Below are 19,637 nucleotides of genomic sequence, written 5' to 3'. Positions count from 1 at the left end.
TACGGATTGTTTGTAATAATATGCTATACGTAAGGTATTATTTTTATAAATAATAATAATATATAATTGGTTACATGATTGTATTTTATTATAAATATTCAATACGCAAACGTTTGCACAGCGCCCGAAATCTGGCTTTCACACAATTCGAAATATGTAAAAGCATATGAATAATCAGGAGCGTTTTTGCAACTCAACATGTACTTTTGTGGTTATCTATTGAGAGCATTACACGGATATAAATCAACAGGATCATTTTGAAACAATTGAACGGAATTGAACTCGCAGAGCAGGACCTGATAGAAGTACAGGGCGCCCGTGAGCATAATTTGAAAAATATCGATGTCAGCATTCCACGGAACAAACTGGTGGTGGTAACAGGTATCAGCGGCAGCGGTAAATCCTCCCTGGCTTTTGATACTATATATGCTGAGGGGCAAAGGCGTTACATGGAAAGTTTTTCAGCTTACGCCCGTGGTTTTATCGGAGAAATGGAGCGGCCGGATGTAGATAAAATCAGTGGATTGTCGCCGGTTATCAGTATTGAACAAAAGACAACTTCGCGGAATCCACGTTCAACAGTTGGAACAGTTACAGAAATTTATGACTTCCTGAGGTTATTATATGCAAGAGCGGGAGAAGCGTATTCTTATGTAACGGGCAGGAGAATGGTGAAACAATCACAGGATCAGATTGTGAACCAGCTGATGACTCAGTTTTTAGGACAAAAAACGATTCTTTTGGCCCCGGCAGTCAAAGGGAGAAAAGGACATTACCGTGAGCTTTTTGTTCAGATTGCGCGGCTTGGCTATACCAAAGTGCGTGTGGATGGAGAAGTTCAGGATATTGTTCCGAAAATGCAGCTAGATCGTTACAAGGTTCACGATATTGAGATTGTTGTGGACAGGGTCGTGCCAAAATCAGAATCAGAAGATCCCCAATCTCGTTTTCGTTTGAGCCAGTCTGTTGCTACGGCTATCAAACAGGGAAAAGGTGCGTTAATGGTTTTGGATGAAAAAGGAGAGACGTATTATTTCTCACAAAACCTGATGGATCCGGAATCGGGGATCAGTTATGACGATCCTTCTCCAAATAATTTTTCGTTCAACTCGCCTTATGGTTGGTGCCCGACATGTCAGGGATTGGGTTTGGTGGAAGAAATCACAGAAGATTCCATCATGCCGGATCGCAAATTGTCCATCAGTAAAGGTGGAATTGCACCGATGGGAGAATATCGGGAAGCCTGGATTTTCAAACAGTTGGAAGTTTTGCTGAAACCTTTTAAAGTAAATCTTACAACGCCACTTGAAAAATTCCCGGAAGAAGCGATAAAAGTTGTGTTTTATGGAAGCGAAGAACCGGTGGCGGTTCCCTCGAAAAAATATCCGGGAACGGAATGGGATACCAAATTCGACGGAATTATTAATTTCCTGAAACGTCAGCAGGAAACCGGGAATGACAAAATCCAGGATTGGCTTAAAGATTTCATGACAATCAATACGTGCCCGGAATGTAATGGCAAGCGTTTGAGAAAAGAATCTTTGCATTTCAAAGTGGACGGAAAAGATATAGCAGATCTGTCAAACCGTGATGTGCGTGATTTGTCGAATTGGCTGGAAGGATTAGAAGATCGCCTGGAAGAAAGGCAAAGAATTATTGGTCACGAGGTTTTGAAAGAGATCAGGAAAAGGGTTGGTTTCTTATTGGATGTAGGGCTTGATTATCTGACTTTGAACCGTGCGCTTCGTACGCTTTCTGGTGGTGAAGCACAACGAATAAGATTGGCAACGCAGATCGGAACGCAGCTTACCGGTGTTTTATATATCATGGATGAGCCGAGTATCGGACTTCATCAGAGGGATAATGTCAGGCTAATCAATTCTTTGAAAAGTCTCCGTGATCTTGGAAATACCGTTTTGGTAGTAGAACATGATAAGGATATGATGCTCGCTTCGGATTACATCGTGGATATTGGCCCTGGCGCTGGCCGCCACGGTGGAAATGTTGTAGGCGCCGGAACGCCTGAAGAATTTCTGAAAAACGGATCTTCAACGGCTGATTATTTAAGTGGAAGACAAAAAATTGAAATCCCGAAAGTTCGTAGAAAAGGCAATGGAAATTATCTTTCATTAAGAGGATGTACGGGCCATAACCTGAAAAATGTGACCATGGCATTTCCATTGGGCACGATGATTTCGGTTACCGGTGTAAGTGGAAGCGGGAAATCATCCTTGATTCATGAAACACTTTTTCCATTATTAAACCATCATTTTTATAAGTCAAGAAGAGAACCGCTTGCTTATAAATCCATTGAAGGTTTGGAACATATTGATAAAGTTATTGAAGTTGACCAGTCACCGATCGGGCGGACGCCACGTTCTAATCCGGCTACTTATACCAATCTTTTTACCGATATCCGGACGCTTTTCGCAGAATTACCGGAAGCGAAAATCCGTGGTTACAAACCCGGACGTTTTTCTTTCAATGTAAAAGGAGGAAGATGTGAGGATTGTGAAGGCGCAGGAATGAAGCGGATTGAAATGGATTTTCTGCCGGATGTGCATGTGAATTGTGAAACCTGCAAAGGAAAACGCTTTAACCGTGAAACGCTGGAAGTTCGATTTAAAGGAAAATCGGTAGCAGATATTCTGGATATGACGGTTGAAACCGCTCTGGATTTCTTTGAAAACCAGCCCCGGATTTTGAGAAAAGTACAAACACTTTTTGACGTAGGTTTGGGCTATATTACACTTGGACAACATGCTACAACGCTTTCCGGTGGTGAAGCGCAACGTGTGAAATTGTCTGAAGAATTATCAAAACGTGATACAGGAAAAACACTTTACATTCTGGATGAGCCTACAACCGGTCTGCATTTCCAGGATATAAAACATCTTCTGGTCGTTCTTGACAAACTGGTTGAAAAAGGAAATACGGTTTTGATCATTGAACATAATCTGGACGTTGTCAAAGTTTCTGATTATGTAATTGATCTTGGGCCGGAAGGTGGTGCGCTTGGAGGAAAAATTATTGCCGAGGGAACACCTGAAAAAGTTTCGAAAGTAAAAGGTAGTTATACCGGATTTTTCCTGAAAGAGGAATTGAAGGGATAGGTTTAGGCGTAAGTTATTAGCGGTTAGGACTTAGCTATTGATTAAGCAGTCGGGTTTTGGGTAGTTGTGCTCAGTTCTGGCTGCTTTTTATTTGCTAATTTGTTATATTGCAGGTATAACTTTATAATAATATGGATACGAAATTAATCTTAAAGCTGGATAAAAATGTTATTGAGAAGGCAAAGGAATACGCTAGTTCTCATAAACGAAGTTTATCTGCAATTATAGAATCCTATTTACAATCCTTAACGGGAATAGGCGATACAGACAATATTGAAGAAATTGAAATAACCCCCTTTGTAAAAAGTATGTCATCAGGATCAAAATTGCCACCTGATTTTGATGATAAAAAGGAGTATCGGTCTCATTTGGAAGAAAAATATAAGTGAAAGCTAAATTATTCCTTTGATACAAATGTAATGATGGATTTGCTGTCTGAAAGGCTCCCATTTTACAATTCGATTGCGAAAATTACTTCGCTTGCAGATAAGGGGGGAAATAATAATGGTTGTTTCTGCTTTGTCTTATACGACAATAAATTACTTATTGACTAAGATCGATAGTGTTGATATTGTTCTTGATAAGCTTCGGAAATTTAAGATTATTTCAGAAGTGGCAGTGCTTGACGATGAAATAATTGAAAAAGGATTAAATTCGAATTTTTCTGACTTTGAAGATGCAATTCAATATTCAAGTGCCTTGAAAGCTAATTGTCAGATTATTATCACAAGAAACACAAAAGACTTTAAAGAATCTGAATTACCAATAATGACTCCGGATGAATTTTTGGCGAGTATTAAGAAGAAGTAATTTAATCCTCACATCCACTTACTCAAAAACTGACTAAAATTCTCCTTATACTGATCGCTCACCGGAATGGTTACTGTTCCAATTTGGATCGTATTCCGGGTAACAGCCCCAATTTTATCAAGATTGACGATAAACGACCGGTGTACCCTCATGAATTTTGCTGGAGGTAATTTTTCTTCCAAAGCTTTAAGGCTGGTAAGCGAAAGAATTGGTTTCGTATCTGATTTTAAGATAACCTTGACATAATCTTTTAGACCTTCAACATACAAAATATCGTCGTAAGCGATACGGACAAGCTGATATTCTACTTTCAAAAACAAATAATCTTCCCTCATTTCTGGTGCTGAGCCATTGGCAGCCCGTTGAACAAGGTCAACATAAGCCTTTCCTTTCGTAGCGGCTTTCAGAAATTCCTCATAATTGAAAGGCTTCAACAAATAATCGAGCGCATCCACGCGAAAACCGTCTAATGCAAATTGGTTAAATGCAGTAGTAAAGATAATTCTCGGTCCCTGATTTCCTGATTTTTCAATAATCCTCGCCAGTTCAATTCCTGTCAGATCCGGCATTTGTATATCCAGAAATATCAGGTCAACCGATAGGTCATGAATAGCTTCCAGCGCTTCCACAGCACTTGAATATTTGGCGGCCAGATTCAGAAATGGTGTTTTGTTGATAAAAGCACAAACCAAACCCAGCGCGAGAGGCTCATCATCTACGGCGATGCATTGTAATACGCTCATGCAGTTTGCAGTTCCAGATGTACTTCAAATTCTTTTTCGTTGGTATTTTCGCTTACGTCCAGCTGGTATTTTCCAGGATAAAGTAAATCCAGTCTCCTCTGCGTGTTGGTAAGCCCGATTCCGTTACTGTCATCCAGCAATGTTCTTTTTTCAGTAAATAAAGTATTCCGAACATCGATATAAACTTTTTGGCCTTCCTGCCATATTTTAATATCAATATTACTTGGCTGAACCGCACTCACACCATGTTTAAAGGCATTTTCAATAAAAGGCAAAAACAGCATTGGCGCTATTGAAACATCATGTAAAGGGACAGGAGGTTCTAAATTTACACTAACTTTATCTGTAAGTCTGAGCTGCATCAGTTGAATATAATCCTGGGCAAAAGCGATTTCCTGACTAAGTAAAACCGTACCATGCTGGGTTTCATAAAGTACATAACGCATCATCCGGGAAAGTTTGTGCAGCGCTTCCCGGGCTGCCTCTACATCAATAACTGTTAGTGCGTATATATTGTTTAATGTATTAAAGAAAAAATGCGGATTGATCTGCGCTTTCAGAAACGATAATTCTGAATTTATTTTTTCCTGTTCAAGATTTTGTCTGTATTGTTTATCGCGCTCCGCATTTTGCACAGCAGCCACACTGGTGCTGATACCAATGATGATCAGTGCCGTAAGCATTGAAAAATAGTCAAGCCTGTCGTGTGATTTTTTATCCCCGTTCGCTTCCCGTGCCAATTTGAAGGCGCGGTCCATTTGTTCGGAATGATTAATATAAATTTTCACCTGCTCCATCATCACAGCCAGCAAAAGCACAGATACAATATTGAATAATATAAAGCGCCAATAACGGTTTTTAGCCAGAAATCGGGGAAACCAGAAATATACATTCAGATAAAATATAGTAATCAGTAGCGAAAATAAAACCGCCTGTTTGATCCAGAATGAACTAGGAAACTGAATTTGCCAGCTTAGCGGCTGCCACATGAGAAACAAGGCCAGAAAGCTCCAACCCAAAAGGTGTAAAAAAAACGGAGGATATTTTTTAACTGTGGGAGTATCCATGCATGTATTTTTATTCAACGCTGATTAAACCATTCGATCACGATACAATCTTACTGTGAAAATATCAAAGTGCCTAGTCCAATCGATCAAAGTAAGTTATAAATCGACGGTTAGGCTAAGAGCGTCTACGAGTGTATTCCGTAAAATCATTAAATGGGGAAATGAAATACTGGAATAGTTATTTAATATATATGAAAAACAGGGGTTTGTGTAATATTCCCTATAAGTCAGTGGTATTCGATTCCCTCTCATCGGCCAGAAATGCCTTTTGATCGGTGTTACCTACCTTTCCATCTATTGCCTTTTTTTTACAGTTTAATAGCTACTTATTTTGAACTTGATTTATACACGATATATTGCCCCAATAACCATGAACATGAAGAAACGATTTACATTACTAGCACTGATCCTTGGACTGACAACTTCTGCATTTGCACAGTTTGGCGGTGGCGGTGGAGGTGGCGGAGGCCGTCCAGGCGGAGGTGGCGGTGATTTTCAACGCGGAGGCGACAGACAAAAAGCGGCTATTCCGGGAACACTTGATGATGCACCAAAAGGAAATGGAAAAATAAAAGGGATTTTGCTGGATTCTCTTACTAAAAGTCCTGTCGAATTTGCAGCATTGGCGCTTATCGACGACAAAACAAATACGCCTGTCGATGGTACTACTACTGATGAAAAAGGGGTTTTCAGCATGACCAAGGTTGCTTCCGGAAATTTCAAGATTTTGATTTCTTTTATCGGGTATAAAACAAAAACGATTAAAGGTGTGAAGATTGACAAGAAAACGGAGCTTGATCTTGGCTCGATCGTACTTTCACCGGACATCGTTCAGCTGAATGAGGTTCAGGTTGTAGGTATGGCGCAAATGATCGAGGAAAAAGTGGACCGTCTGGTTTACAATGCTGAAAAGGATATTACAAGTAAAGGTGGTGACGCAAGCGATGTAATGCGTAAAGTGCCAATGCTGACTGTGGATTTGGATGGAAACGTTTCGCTTAGGGGAAACTCAAACGTGCGCGTTTTGATCAATAATAAGCCGTCAACGATGGTTGCAACCAGTGTTGCGGATGCTTTGAAACAAATTCCTGCAGATATGATCAAGTCGGTGGAAGTAATTACTTCGCCGTCAGCAAAATATGATGCGGAAGGTTCTGGCGGTATCATTAACATTATTACAAAAAAGAGTACGATACAGGGGGGAACGTTGAATCTGGATACTGGTGTTGGTAACCGTGGTTCGAATTTAGGTTTAAGAGGAAATTATCGCACAGGAAAACTTGGTTTTAGCTTGGGAGGTTTTGGTCGATTCAACTATCACCAGCCGGGAAGAACGGATAACTTGCAAACGGGTGATGGTTTCTCAGTTTCACAAATCACAAAATCTAAAAATAACGGTGCTTTTGGTTCTTACAACTTGGGAATGGATTATGAAATTGATAAGAACACGACAATTTCAGCTGGTATTCGTTATGGTTTAAGAAATGCACTTACGCCGCAAACTATTTTGACAAATAATACACAGGGTAGTGTTACGAAATCTTCTTACCGTGATGTTAACGTTAAAGATTTGTCTGGAACATGGGATATTAATGTTGATTATATCAAAACATTAAGCAAACCACAGCAGGAATTAAGTATTCTTGGTCAGTTCAGCCGCAATAACCGGACGAACGATTACGACGCGGATCTTTATTCTTATAACAACAATGTAATTGGTGAGGTTGTAGGCCAGTCAGGAAATAACAACAAGAGCTCAAACCAGGAAAGCACAATCCAGATCGATTATGCTACCCCGATTAAAAATAATCAGTTGCTGGAAGTTGGAGGAAAAGGAATTTTCCGTCAGGTGATCAGTAATTACAATTATTTTACCAATAACGTACAAGATTCAATTAGTAGCCTTAACTACGATCAGAATGTAGGGGCCGGATATGCATCTTATACCCTTACCACTAAAAGTAAATTCACAGTTAAGGGGGGGGCACGTTATGAATATACAACCATCGATGCAAAACAGGCAGAAGGTGGAAATCTTAACTTGCCTTCTTATGGTAATTTGGTGCCAAGTTTGAATATTTCTAAAACTTTTGGAAAAGGACAAACTATCAAATTAGGTTATAACCGTCGTTTACAGCGTCCGGGAATTCAGTTCCTGAATCCAAATACCAATGCAGTAAACCCGCAGAATATTACGAGAGGAAATCCAAATCTTAAACCTGAATTGACAGATCAGATCGAATTGGGAACAAGTTTCTTCAAAAATAGTTTATATTTCAATGTCTCTACTTTCGCCCGTTTCACGAACGGATCGATTGAAAATATTCGTACAACCAGCGAAACCGGCGTAATCACAACGACTTACGGAAACATTGGAGCGAAGCAAAACTACGGTGGAAATATCTTCGGTAACATTACACTATTTAAAATCTGGTCCGTTGGTGGAGGTCTTGACGCATATTATGTAAACCTGAAAAATAATAGTCCTGTTGTCGCACTTCAATCGCATAACAGTGGCGTAGTTGTAAGTGGACGTTTTCGTACCGGTGTTACTTTGAAAGGTGGCTGGGGAATCCAGGGTGGAGGATTTGCAAGAGGAAAAGAAGTGCAGCTGCAAGGTTCGGCCGGTGGTTTCAGAATGTATGATCTTGGTATCAAGAAAGATTTCAAAAATAAAAGAGGAAGCTTGGGTTTGGCCATGGAGAACTTCCTGACCAGTGCGCTTAAAATGAAAACGGATCTGTCGTCCGCAACATTTGATCAGGTTAGTACCATGTATCGATATAATCGTGGTTTCCGCCTTAACTTCTCATACCGTTTTGGTAAAATGACTTTTGTTGAAACTAAACCACGCAAAAGGAAATCTGTTAGTAACGATGACCAGAAAAGTGATGGTGGTGGAAATGATGGTGGTGGTGCCCAGACTCAACAAGCAGCTCCGGCAGCTACGCCGACTATCACGCCGGGAGCAACAGGTGGTCGTACGCAAGGTGGTTTTAACCGTCCACAAGGACAAGCTGGTATGGCTACTAAAACAGCTGCGGATAGTACTTCACGCAAAATGGGCATTAGGCCTTCAGGAGCAATTGACAGCACTTCAGCAAGACCGGCAGGTATGGATTTACTACCAAAATCGGATGGCACGATGGGTAAAATGGACAGCACAATTGTAAAACCGGTTATTACCAGTCCTGCAACGCCAGCGGACAGTACTTCTGAAAAGAAACCGGAAATAGTAATTCCAGCCGGAACAACAGATAGTACGCAGAAAAAACCGGCAGTTATTGTTCCTGCAACGCCGGCAGATAGTACAAAAAAACCCGCAGAAACTGTTCCTCCGATTAAAAACTAGAATCGGCTCTTCATGAAAAAAATCCCCGTTTGCTATACGCAGACGGGGATTTTTGCTTTTTATTAAAAACGATAAAAATTATAAAGTACCGTTCTGGGTTTTGATATCTTTTAAAATGCGGTCAGCTCCTGCTTCCAGTAATTCATCCGCCAGCGCGGTGCCGAGTTCCTCCGGAAATGCAGTTGACCCACTTTCTGAACGACGAATTAATTCCTGGCCATCCAGACTTATGATACCGCCGGAAATTGTAATTTCATCATGATTTAAAATCGCCAAGGCGAAAACGGGAATACTGCAACCACCTTGTAAACGTTTTAAAAATGCTCTTTCTGTTCTTAAACAGATTTCTGTCTGTTCGTGATTAAGCAATTTTTTCAGGGTATCCTTTTTATCCTGTGACAGAGAAACTGAATTTTCAATAGCCACACTTCCTTGTCCGACGGCAGGTGTGAATTCGTCGAGTAACAAATGTTCAGCAATTGATTCGTCATACTCCATGCGATGAACTCCTGCATACGCTAAGAGCAAAGCATCACATTGTCCTTCTTCGAGTTTACGAAAACGGGTTTGCAAATTGCCACGCATATCTACGATTTTGATATGCGGATAATAATGTTTCAAAATGGCAATTCTTCGGGTGGAAGAAGTTCCTACAACAAAAGATTCTCCGCTGCCAAGAGAAAGATCAGTATTATGACTTACCAAAACATCGTTCGCATGTTCTCTTTCAGTGAAGGCGATCAATTCGAAATCATCATCCAGATGCGATTGCAAATCCTTTGCACTGTGAACTGCAATATCAATATCACCGCTTCTCAGCTGATCTTCCAGTTCCTGGGTGAAAACGCCTTTACTTCCGATTTTGGATAAAGAACGATCCAGGATTTTATCACCTTTTGTTTCAATGATTACAATTTCGGTAGCCACTCCACCTTTTTGAAGCAGGTTTTGAACATAATATGCCTGCCAAAGAGCTAATTTACTACCGCGTGTTCCTATTTTAATATGCATGATTTATATAGCTGTTAGCTTTTGGCTATTAGCGCTTATAAGTTAATTCTCTATTGGTTTCGAAATTGGAAAATGAACATTTTTATAATCCTTTACAACAATTGACAAAATTTCCAGTTCATCCAATTCTGCTGAGTCGGGAATGATTTCCAATTACATTAAAGAATATATTCTTTTTAACGATTGCTCGTATTGTTCATCATTTTTTATTGGAGCTATCATAACCTACCGTTATTTGATCGTATTCTTTATGCGTTCCAAAAAAGAAATACAAAGATACAGTGCGGTACTAAAATTGGTCACAATTTGACAGCAATATTTAATTTTCTAAACCCCAACCGTATCTCCTTCATCTGTAACTATTTTTTCTTCAATATAAGCAACAATCAAAGAGGCAATATCAATCCCGCTGATATCTTCAATTCCTTTTAGTCCGGGTGAAGAATTTACTTCCATTACCAACGGTCCGCGTTCGGATTGTAATAAATCAACGCCTGCAATTCTGACACCCAAAGCTTTGGCAGCTGCGATAGCGGTGCGTTCTTCTTCCGGGGATAATTCTACGGCAAAACCTTCGCCGCCGCGGTGCAGATTGGAACGGAAATCACCTTCATGCCCCTGACGTTTCATTGCTGCGACGACCTTATTACCAATAACAAAAGCGCGGATATCTGCGCCTTTGGATTCAGCGATAAATTCCTGGATAAGGAAATTGGCGCGTAAACCGTAAAAAGCTTCAATTGTGGATTTGGCTGCCTTGGTAGTTTCGGCCAGTACTACGCCAACTCCCTGCGTTCCTTCCAGCAATTTAATAACAACCGGTGGTCCGCCAACCATATTAATCAGCTCGGTAACCTGCGCCGGATTTTTGGCAAAAACAGTTTTTGGAATATCCACACCCGATTTTGCAAGTACCTGCATACTGCGCAATTTATCCCGTGACCGTAAAATTGCTTGTGATTTTACGGTTGTAAAAACTTTCATCAATTCAAACTGTCTCACAACAGCACAGCCAAAAGCATTCACTGAAGTCCCGATTCTTGGAATGATCGCGTCAATTCCCTTTACCGCTTTTCCTTTATAAACAACAGTTGGTTTTCCTCCTTCAATCATGACAAAGCACTTGACGTGGTCAATAACCACAGCCTGGTGACCTTTCTGTTTGATTGCCTCCACCAGACGCTTCGTTGAGTAAAGGTCAGGATTGGTGGATAATACGGCGATTTTCATATAAATCTAGTGGATTAAACGAGTAGGGTTGGCCTCAGAATCAGGATTCTTTTTATGTCTGATTTTGTCAGCATTTTGTTTGGCCGAAAGATCTTTTTTTGAAACATCAATCAAAAAACGTCCTTTTAATAATTTACGTCCAAGAAGAATTGGATAGCTCATTTTTTTACGGTTCGCCAGTGAAAACTCAGTACGTATTTTCCGGCCGAAAATAGTGATCTGTGTTTTGATCACATATCTTTTTTCTTCCTTTCCGGAAGAATTTCTGACAACGGTTTCTTTGAAATCGCTCACGGTATAGGATTGTTCCGGCGCACCTTTTTTTACATCAAGGTAAAAACATAATCTTTCATGCTCACCTTCTTTAATAAGCTTTACGCGTGCACAGTGAATTGCCGAAGTAGTTGCTCCCGAATCAACACGGACGGGAACATGGTACCAGCCAAGTTCTGGTAAATCTACAATATCGGTTGCGCCGATAAGCTCAATTTTTTTCTTCATCTGCGTTGAAAAAATGGCGCAATGGTTAATGACAAATCAAGGAAAACCATTTTCGCCCGTACGTTTCGTTCTATGTGGTAATAAGCAACGTTCACTTCCTGAACCATATTTTCCAAAGCGTCGAAATTAACTGCTTTTGAAAAATTCTGCACGAAAGTAAGTTCTTCCTGCGGAACCCGCAACAGTTCGACCGCTCCCTGGCTCCATACCAGCATATCACGGAAAAGCCGTAAAGCATATTCGAAAAGCCCTTTTTGCTTTTCTTTATTCATACCGTCAAAGGCATCCGCCAGCTTTACAAGGCTCGCGACATCATATTTATAACAATACCGCATCCATTCTGCAAACCATGCTGAACGGTCATCTGAAGTTTCATTGACGAGGCGAAGTGCCTCCGATAAATTCCCATCACAAAGATAGGCAATCTGGTTTGCTACGGTCTCACTGACAGCTTGTTGTTTTAAAAATTGACGGACTTCTTCATCAGAAAAAGCAGGTACGGCAACACGTTGTGTTCTTGAAATTATAGTAGTGATCAATCTGTCGGATTGATCACTTACCAGTAAAAAAAGTGTTTTATAAGGCGGTTCTTCCAGAATTTTCAGCAAAGCATTTGCCGAAGATGCATTCATGATCTCCGGCTTCCATATTAAGAGAATTTTATATTCCCCCTCGTAAGATTTAACTGAAAGTTTTTTCAGGATTCCTCTGGCTTCTTCCACTGAAATGTTTCCCTGCTTGTTTTCAGCAGTAATAAAATCCAGCCATTCTGGCAAAACCCGATATGGCGTTTCCAGCAGAAATGTCCTCCAAAGTGGTAAAAATGCTTCGCTGGTATTTCCACTAACTTTTTTAGAAGTAGCAATCGGGAAAATGGAATGAAAATCCGGATGGATTAATTTGTTCATTTTTGCACACGACGCACAAACGCCGCAGGCATCTTCCTCACTCCGGTTTTCACAATTTATATAGGTAGCAAATGCCAGTGCCAAAGCTAAGCCGCCGCCGCCGTTTGCACCGTCGAACAACAGTGCGTGAGCAAGATGGCTTGTTTGCACAGAACGGATCAGTGTTGATTTAATTGGCGCCAGTCCTGGAATATCTTTAAAAAGCACGTTGGATTTTAGTTAATCTATTTCTTTATTTAATAATGTTAACGCTGGTTTTTTGTTTGATCAAAAACCTGTTTCACTATTTTTTCATCTGTTTCGTCAAATTTAATACCTCGCCGGCTGACCGTATCTTTGGCAACTGCGATTGCTTTTTCAAAACGGTATTCGGTAAATCCTTCTGCATTCCCACCCCAGGAAAACGAAGGAATATGTTTGGATTGAAATCCGGCTCCGAAAACATTTACACTTACACCAACAACGGTTCCGGTATTAAACATGGTTGAAATTCCGGCTTTGGAATAATCGCCCATAAATAATCCGCAGAAAAGTAAACCGGTACTTTCCGGTTTTCCTGTAATATAGCTGTGCAGTTTTACCGCGGTATGATCATTTTTCAAATTTGAGTTATTTGTATTCGCGCCCAGGTTACACCATTCGCCCAATACTGAATTTCCCAAATACCCATCATGGCCTTTGTTACTATACCCAAAGATAACACAGTTACTCACTTCGCCGCCAACTTTGCAAAAAGGTCCGACAGTAGTATTCGGCCGGATTTTTGCTCCTTGTGCCAAAACCGAACTTTCTCCAATCGCAAAAGGTCCCTGAATGATAGCGCCCTCCTGAATGGACGCATTTTTTCCAATATAGATCGGCCCGTTCTCTGCATTTAAAATCGCAGCTTTGATTAGGGCTCCTTCTTCTATAAATATGTTTTCGGGATTATAGCAAAACGTGAAAGGGTCAGTCAGTTTTGCTGATTGTTTTGCTGCCGTAATTTTGGCAAAATCAGCTTTTATCTGCGCGCCGTTATTTAGAAATATATCCCAAACCTGGCGGATAAGAATGATTGGTTCTTCATAATAATGCTTATCCAATATTATGGAATTAGCTGCCGGAGTCCAGTCAGGAGAAGATGTTCTTACTGCAAGAATTTCGTTTTCTTTTGATAAAAGGACAGATTCGGGAGAAAGTTTTTCAATCGCTTCAATTAGTGAAGCGTCCGGACAAAGTGCCCCGTTAATATAAAAATTGTCTTCGGACTTTATAAGCGGGAAGCGATGTCTAAGATGGGATTCAGTCTGATATGAAATCTCGCTTTTGAGCCACTTACTCCATTTTTCAGCGATAGTCCAAATACCACAACGGATTCCTGCAACCGGCCTTGTGTATGTAAAGGGTAATAATTGTAACCGGATTGTTGGATCGTCGAACAAAATGATACTACGCATATTCAGTTTTAGTATGTATCACCAAAGTTCGGCCATTTTTTCGTTACGGACAAAAAAAGAAAGCAGTCTCTGAAGCTTTCGCTTAGAGACTGCTTTCTTTAAAGCACTTAATCTTTAATAAAAATTAAGCTTCAGCTTCAGTAGTTTCTTTTGTACCGTAACGTTTTCTGAATTTATCAACACGTCCCGCAGTATCAACAAGTACATTTTTACCTGTGTAGAATGGGTGAGACTTAGAAGAAACCTCAACTTTGTAAACAGGATAAACTGTTCCATCTTCCCAGGTAATGTTTTCGCTGGTTTCGATTGTCGAGCGTGTAATAAATTTAAAGTCACTGGATAAATCCCAGAATACTACTTCTCTGTAATTGGGATGAATATCATTTCTCATTTGTATATGCAATTATGTGTTCGATACAATTCTCAAAAAGGATTGCAAAAGTAAAAATTCTTATCTATTAAACCAAGTAAATCTGAGTTATCTTTCTCAATATCTACGCGATGGGTCTAAATTGTTCAAAATCAGACTTCGCTAATCTGCCTTTGTAGTACCTCAATGCCTTTTTTAGACTGACTATCGAAATCCTGATACACGAAACATTCTATGGAAAGTCCTCCTTTATATTTTATTTTTTTCAAAGCACTTAAATAGGGTCTGAAATCATCTCCGGCAACTCCGGGGGGCGTGCGGTCCTTTTTTTCAGCAATATGGCAGTGAACAATATGTTTGCCGAACTTAACAATCTGGTCGGCTGACTCATCTTCTTTTGACATATGGAAGATGTCACAAAGCAGTTGAAAAGACGGGCTGTTAACTGCATCAATTATTTCAACGCCTTCGGCTAAACTATTTATAAAATTGGTTTCTCCCCGGTTAAGAGGTTCAAGCGCAATCTTTACACCATATTTTTCAGCAAGCGGGGCCATTTTTTTACTTAATTCTATATGTTGTGCTTTCGCTTTATCCCGGTCAAATCCTTCCGGAATTATCCTGGATGCGCCGCTGCCAAAAACAATATATTTTGATCCGCATTCCTGTGCTCTTTTCAGGGCTAGATCTGTCCGTTGTAAAATGGCTTCATGGTTAGCGTCCGGCCCCAAAGTTTTTAGTTGTCCGGGCAAAAGGATCACATAAGAACGGATTGGGAACTTGTCATCTTTTAATTGCTGAAGATTTTTGGCATACTGCATATCGCCGTCTTTGGGAATAAGAAATCCGCCGACAGATTCTTCTATATAAGAACAGCCATACTGTTTAAGTAAGTCTGCTTTTTCATAAGATGCATAAACACCCAGGGGTAATGAAAATTTGGACAGATTGTTGTCAAAATCTGCGGCATGTACAAGCGTTTCTGCTCCTATTGCAAAACCTGCGGATAAACCAGCGGTTTGTTTCAAAAATGTTCTTCTTGACTGATGCTTAAAAGGCTTGTTCATGAGGCTAAATTTGCAGTTGTTGAAAAATAGATTTGAATAAAATAGTTAAAGTAATGTGTAGAGAAATATACCCTCATTTTTGAAAAAGTTTACAAATTTTAAATTTTACCATAAAATAAATTTTGTATAATTTACTGAATATCAATTGTTATTATGATTTATATTTCCTATTTATGTGTTAGTAATGAAAAAAAAGTTGTCAATTTTTTTTGAAAATTGAAAAGAAAAATTTTGTAAAAATCTTTTGTGCTTATTTTTTTTCTTAAATCACTTGTTACGAGAATCTTAACAATTTGATAAATTAACCTATTGAAATTTGTGCTTTAAAAAGCGTATTTCAGAGTTGCACTTTCGATTTATTTTGAGTTATTTCAAAGAAATTTTTACCATCTCCTCCATAAGACTCATTAACAACTTTAAATCTTTCACCTCAGAAAATAATTCACATGTCTATGTACGTAATAAAGCGTGACGGTCGCCGTGAGTCGGTAAAATTCGACAAAGTGACTGCCCGTATTGAGAAGCTGAGCTATGGCCTCGATAATAATTACATCCAGCCGATAGAGGTAGCAAAAAAGGTTGTATCCGGAATTTATGACGGCGTTACTACTGCCGAACTGGATAACCTTGCCGCTGAAACAGCCGCTTCCATGACTACCAAGCATCCGGATTATGCTATTTTAGCTGCCCGTATTGCGATCTCAAATCTTCATAAAAACACATTGAAGTCGTTTTCGGCAACAATGAAACGCCTTTACACTTACGTAGACGGGAAAACGGGTGAAAATGCTTCACTAATTTCAAAGGAAGTTTATGAAGTGATCCGCCAGAATGCATCTTTGCTTGATTCTACTATTATATATGACAGAGATTATGCTTATGACTATTTTGGTTACAAAACACTTGAAAAATCTTACTTATTAAAGGTAGACGGTAAAATCGTAGAACGTCCCCAACAAATGCTGATGCGCGTTGCGATCGGCATTCACCAGGAAGATGTTCAGGCTGCGGTTGAAACTTATCATTTGTTGTCCGAAAAATGGTTTACCCACGCCACACCTACTTTATTCAATGCAGGAACACCGAAGCCGCAAATGTCTTCATGTTTCCTTTTGACGATGAAAGAGGATAGCATCAACGGTATTTATGATACTTTGAAGCAATGTGCATTAATTTCACAGTCCGCCGGCGGTATTGGTTTAAGCATACATAACGTTCGCGCAACCGGTTCTTATATTAAAGGTACCAATGGAATGTCCAACGGTATTGTCCCTATGCTTCGGGTATTTAATGACACGGCTCGTTATGTAGATCAGGGCGGTGGAAAACGCAAAGGTTCTTTTGCTATATATATGGAACCTTGGCACGCAGATGTTTTCGATTTCCTTGATTTGAGAAAAAATCATGGTAAGGAAGAACAGCGTGCACGTGATCTTTTCTATGCTATGTGGATTCCTGATTTGTTCATGAAGCGTGTGGAGGCAAATGATACCTGGTCATTATTCTGTCCTCATGAATGCCCGGGACTTGCTGATACGCATAGTGAGGAATTTGTAAAGCTTTATGAAAAATATGAGCTTGAAGGAAAAGCACGTAAAACGATAAAAGCGCAGGATCTTTGGTTTGCTATTCTTGAATCGCAAATTGAAACAGGTACACCATATATGTTGTACAAAGATCACGCGAATTCTAAATCAAACCAGAAAAACCTGGGAACGATTAAGTCTTCAAACCTTTGTACAGAAATCATGGAGTATACTGCTCCTGATGAAGTAGCGGTTTGTAACCTGGCTTCGATCGCATTGCCGAAATTTGTGGAAATGCAGGCAGACGGTTTTTATCGTTTTGATCATCAGAAATTATATGAGATCACGAAAGTGATTACCCGCAACCTGAACAAGATCATTGATCTTAATTATTATCCTGTTCCGGAAGCTGAAAATAGTAACAAAAGACACCGCCCGATTGGTATCGGTATCCAGGGATTAGCAGATGCCTTCTGCATGATGCGTATGCCTTTTGATTCGGATGAAGCGCGTCAATTAAACAAAGATATCTTCGAAACCATTTATTACGGTGCGATGGAATCTTCCATGGAATTGGCAAAACTTCATGGTACATACCAAACCTGGGAAGGAAGTCCAATTTCACAGGGTATTTTCCAATTTGATATGTGGGGTGTGAAACCCGACAGTCAGCGTTGGGATTGGGAGAAATTGAGAAAAGCTGTTATTCAGAATGGTGTAAGAAATTCTTTATTGCTTGCTCCAATGCCAACAGCTTCTACGAGCCAGATTTTGGGCAACAATGAATGTTTTGAGCCATTCACTTCCAATATATATGTAAGACGCGTTCTTTCAGGGGAATTTGTAGTTGTGAATAAGTATCTGTTGAAAGATCTGGTAAGACTTGGTCTTTGGGATGAGGAAATGAAAAATAATCTTGTTCGTGCCAGCGGTTCTGTTCAGGCTATTCCAAATATTCCTCAAAATATTAAGGATCTGTACAAAACGGCCTGGGAAATTAAGCAGCGTAGTATCCTTGATATGTCGGCTGATCGCGGCGCATTTATTTGCCAGTCACAATCACTTAATATTTTCCTTGAAGAGCCGAATTTTGGGAAGCTGACTTCCATGCATTTTTATGCGTGGAAAAAGGGACTGAAAACAGGTATGTATTATCTACGTACTCGTGCAGCTTCGGCTCCTGTTCAATTTACTTTGGGTAAACAGGCAGAAGCGCAGATCGAGCCAGTTACAGAATTGGTAGCTGAAAAGGAACTGAATTATGTTCAGTATGCAGAAGATCATACAAAACCAGTTGCTGCCCGTGACAGTCGTTCGGACATGCAGTGCTCGCTGGATGATCCGGAAGGATGTGAAGCTTGCGGGTCTTGATCTGATGGATTACAATATAATGAACGGGCTCTCAGTTTTAATTGAGAGCTCGTTTTGTTTTAACGGGCGTTGTTATAATCAGGTATAAAGTCTGACGAGCTTCTTCATTGGGGGGGATAAAAATTAGCCATAAATCATGAAAACATACATGACAGTTCTTCGGGCAGTATTAATGCTCACAACGATATCCTTATTAGCACTTGGGGCACTATTCTCTTATAAAAACTGGGCAGGCAGTAAGAATCTATTGTGGGTTGGGTTATTACTTTTCATAATTATGATTGGCGATCATTATATAAATAAAAGAGTTCGTCTTAGACGAGATAGCCAATCTCCCAAAGACAATTAGGTTAGACTTAATTTAAGAGATAGTCCAATATAAGAAAGGCTTTATCTGTATTTTTCTTTTTGGGTTTTACTTTTAACCTACTTCGATGCTAATCGTATTATTACCCTTCCAAACAATTCCGAATTATCGAGCTCCTTGTGAGCTCCCTGTTTCTAGCATGAAACAGATCTCGTGATTTCCCGGGCACCTTGTGAGCCTCCTGTGCACAATCCTTGAACAAAGGAGCTGAACGATACTTTCTCTTTCGTTATATATAGGTTTAAAAGTAGCGGAGGGTAAAATTCACGAATAACCCGGAGCCTATAACCCGGAACACCACATTTCTCTCTCCTTATATCTAGGTATAAAACGAAGGGTCAAATGACCTATTCATGCCGCTTGGGTTATTTCTTGMCSCCAATCCACTATTGAAGTTCTTTTTGGGGTACCYCTATRAGGAACCAACGCCCGCTTTACGACGCATTCCGTGCCTGTTTTGCTTTCYAACCCCCTCTATTCCCAAAAACCTTAAAAAAACTTTCGTTTGAACCGCGTTGAAATTCAGCTTCTTACCAAATAAAGTAAAAAAATATTGCAAATACTTTGACCTGGCACTTGCGTAAGAAAAAAAAGAGGTGCACCTTTGCACTCCCAATCGGGTAGTACGGCGCTGAGAACGATCATCGCCACGAGTTTCGGAAGATACGGAGCAGAGTTCTTTGACATGATGAAGAGAGTAAGAAGATAGTACGTTTAAGAAGATAACGTGGGATCTTTCGGGATTACCACAAACAAAAATTTACA

Annotated in this window: 14 protein-coding genes; 5 read left to right on the top strand and 9 right to left on the bottom strand. The window is 40.0% G+C overall.

The features are described from left to right. Window positions 1-257 precede the first annotated feature (257 nt). From uvrA to FDK13_RS22030, 3 genes are all read left to right on the top strand, one after another. The gene (gene uvrA, locus FDK13_RS22040; protein WP_137342190.1) at window positions 258-3,113 is read left to right on the top strand and encodes an excinuclease ABC subunit UvrA; all 2,856 of its coding nucleotides are present in this window, start codon (window positions 258-260) and stop codon (window positions 3,111-3,113) included. A gap of 131 nt (window positions 3,114-3,244) precedes the next feature. After that, window positions 3,245-3,502, top strand: coding sequence for a DUF6364 family protein (locus FDK13_RS22035; protein ID WP_137342189.1), 258 nt, complete (start codon window positions 3,245-3,247; stop codon window positions 3,500-3,502). Between the two features lie 73 nt (window positions 3,503-3,575). Beyond that, window positions 3,576-3,923 carry a type II toxin-antitoxin system VapC family toxin gene (locus FDK13_RS22030; protein WP_229216156.1) on the top strand — a complete coding sequence of 116 codons (348 nt, stop codon included), beginning with the start codon at window positions 3,576-3,578 and terminating at the stop codon, window positions 3,921-3,923. Between the two features lie 8 nt (window positions 3,924-3,931). Here the strand turns inward: FDK13_RS22030 and FDK13_RS22025 are convergent, their stop codons facing one another. Beyond that, a complete protein-coding gene (locus FDK13_RS22025; RefSeq protein ID WP_137342188.1) occupies window positions 3,932-4,666 on the bottom strand; it encodes a LytR/AlgR family response regulator transcription factor in 735 nt (244 codons plus the stop codon). Next, window positions 4,663-5,733 (bottom strand): sensor histidine kinase, encoded by a 1,071-nt coding sequence (locus FDK13_RS22020; protein ID WP_137342187.1) that lies wholly within the window; start codon window positions 5,731-5,733, stop codon window positions 4,663-4,665. The genes FDK13_RS22025 and FDK13_RS22020 overlap by 4 nt, the downstream gene beginning before the upstream one ends. Before the next feature lie 376 nt (window positions 5,734-6,109). Here FDK13_RS22020 and FDK13_RS22015 point away from each other — a divergent pair, with 376 nt between their 5' ends. Beyond that, window positions 6,110-9,085, top strand: a complete 2,976-nt coding sequence (locus FDK13_RS22015) for a TonB-dependent receptor (RefSeq protein WP_310588113.1) — start codon at window positions 6,110-6,112, stop codon at window positions 9,083-9,085. Between the two features lie 78 nt (window positions 9,086-9,163). Here FDK13_RS22015 and hemC read toward each other — a convergent pair whose 3' ends face one another. The 7 genes from hemC to FDK13_RS21980 form a co-directional block, all read right to left on the bottom strand. Next, window positions 9,164-10,096 carry a hydroxymethylbilane synthase gene (hemC, locus tag FDK13_RS22010; protein WP_137342185.1) on the bottom strand — a complete coding sequence of 311 codons (933 nt, stop codon included), beginning with the start codon at window positions 10,094-10,096 and terminating at the stop codon, window positions 9,164-9,166. 327 nt (window positions 10,097-10,423) lie between these two features. After that, a complete protein-coding gene (rimK, locus tag FDK13_RS22005; RefSeq protein ID WP_137342184.1) occupies window positions 10,424-11,326 on the bottom strand; it encodes a 30S ribosomal protein S6--L-glutamate ligase in 903 nt (300 codons plus the stop codon). 6 nt (window positions 11,327-11,332) lie between these two features. Then, window positions 11,333-11,827, bottom strand: a complete 495-nt coding sequence (locus FDK13_RS22000; protein ID WP_137342183.1) for an ATP-dependent zinc protease family protein — start codon at window positions 11,825-11,827, stop codon at window positions 11,333-11,335. After that, window positions 11,824-12,942, bottom strand: a complete 1,119-nt coding sequence (holB, locus tag FDK13_RS21995) for a DNA polymerase III subunit delta' (RefSeq protein WP_137342182.1) — start codon at window positions 12,940-12,942, stop codon at window positions 11,824-11,826. Before holB ends, FDK13_RS22000 begins: the two co-directional genes overlap by 4 nt. Before the next feature lie 38 nt (window positions 12,943-12,980). Further along, window positions 12,981-14,171 (bottom strand): putative sugar nucleotidyl transferase, encoded by a 1,191-nt coding sequence (locus FDK13_RS21990; protein WP_137342181.1) that lies wholly within the window; start codon window positions 14,169-14,171, stop codon window positions 12,981-12,983. A 124-nt stretch (window positions 14,172-14,295) separates the two neighbouring features. Then, window positions 14,296-14,562: a type B 50S ribosomal protein L31 gene (locus FDK13_RS21985; RefSeq protein WP_137342180.1), complete on the bottom strand. Its 267-nt coding sequence runs from the start codon at window positions 14,560-14,562 to the stop codon at window positions 14,296-14,298. 131 nt (window positions 14,563-14,693) lie between these two features. Further along, the gene (locus FDK13_RS21980; RefSeq protein WP_137342179.1) at window positions 14,694-15,608 is read right to left on the bottom strand and encodes a sugar phosphate isomerase/epimerase family protein; all 915 of its coding nucleotides are present in this window, start codon (window positions 15,606-15,608) and stop codon (window positions 14,694-14,696) included. 452 nt (window positions 15,609-16,060) lie between these two features. Between FDK13_RS21980 and FDK13_RS21975 the strand changes: the two genes are divergently transcribed. Next, window positions 16,061-18,505: a ribonucleoside-diphosphate reductase subunit alpha gene (locus FDK13_RS21975; RefSeq protein WP_137342178.1), complete on the top strand. Its 2,445-nt coding sequence runs from the start codon at window positions 16,061-16,063 to the stop codon at window positions 18,503-18,505. Window positions 18,506-19,637 lie beyond the last annotated feature (1,132 nt).

The sequence above is a fragment of the Dyadobacter frigoris genome (assembly GCF_005280585.1).
Taxonomy (GTDB): Bacteria; Bacteroidota; Bacteroidia; order Cytophagales; family Spirosomataceae; genus Dyadobacter; species Dyadobacter frigoris.
This window is presented reverse-complemented; position numbering and strand designations above follow the sequence as displayed.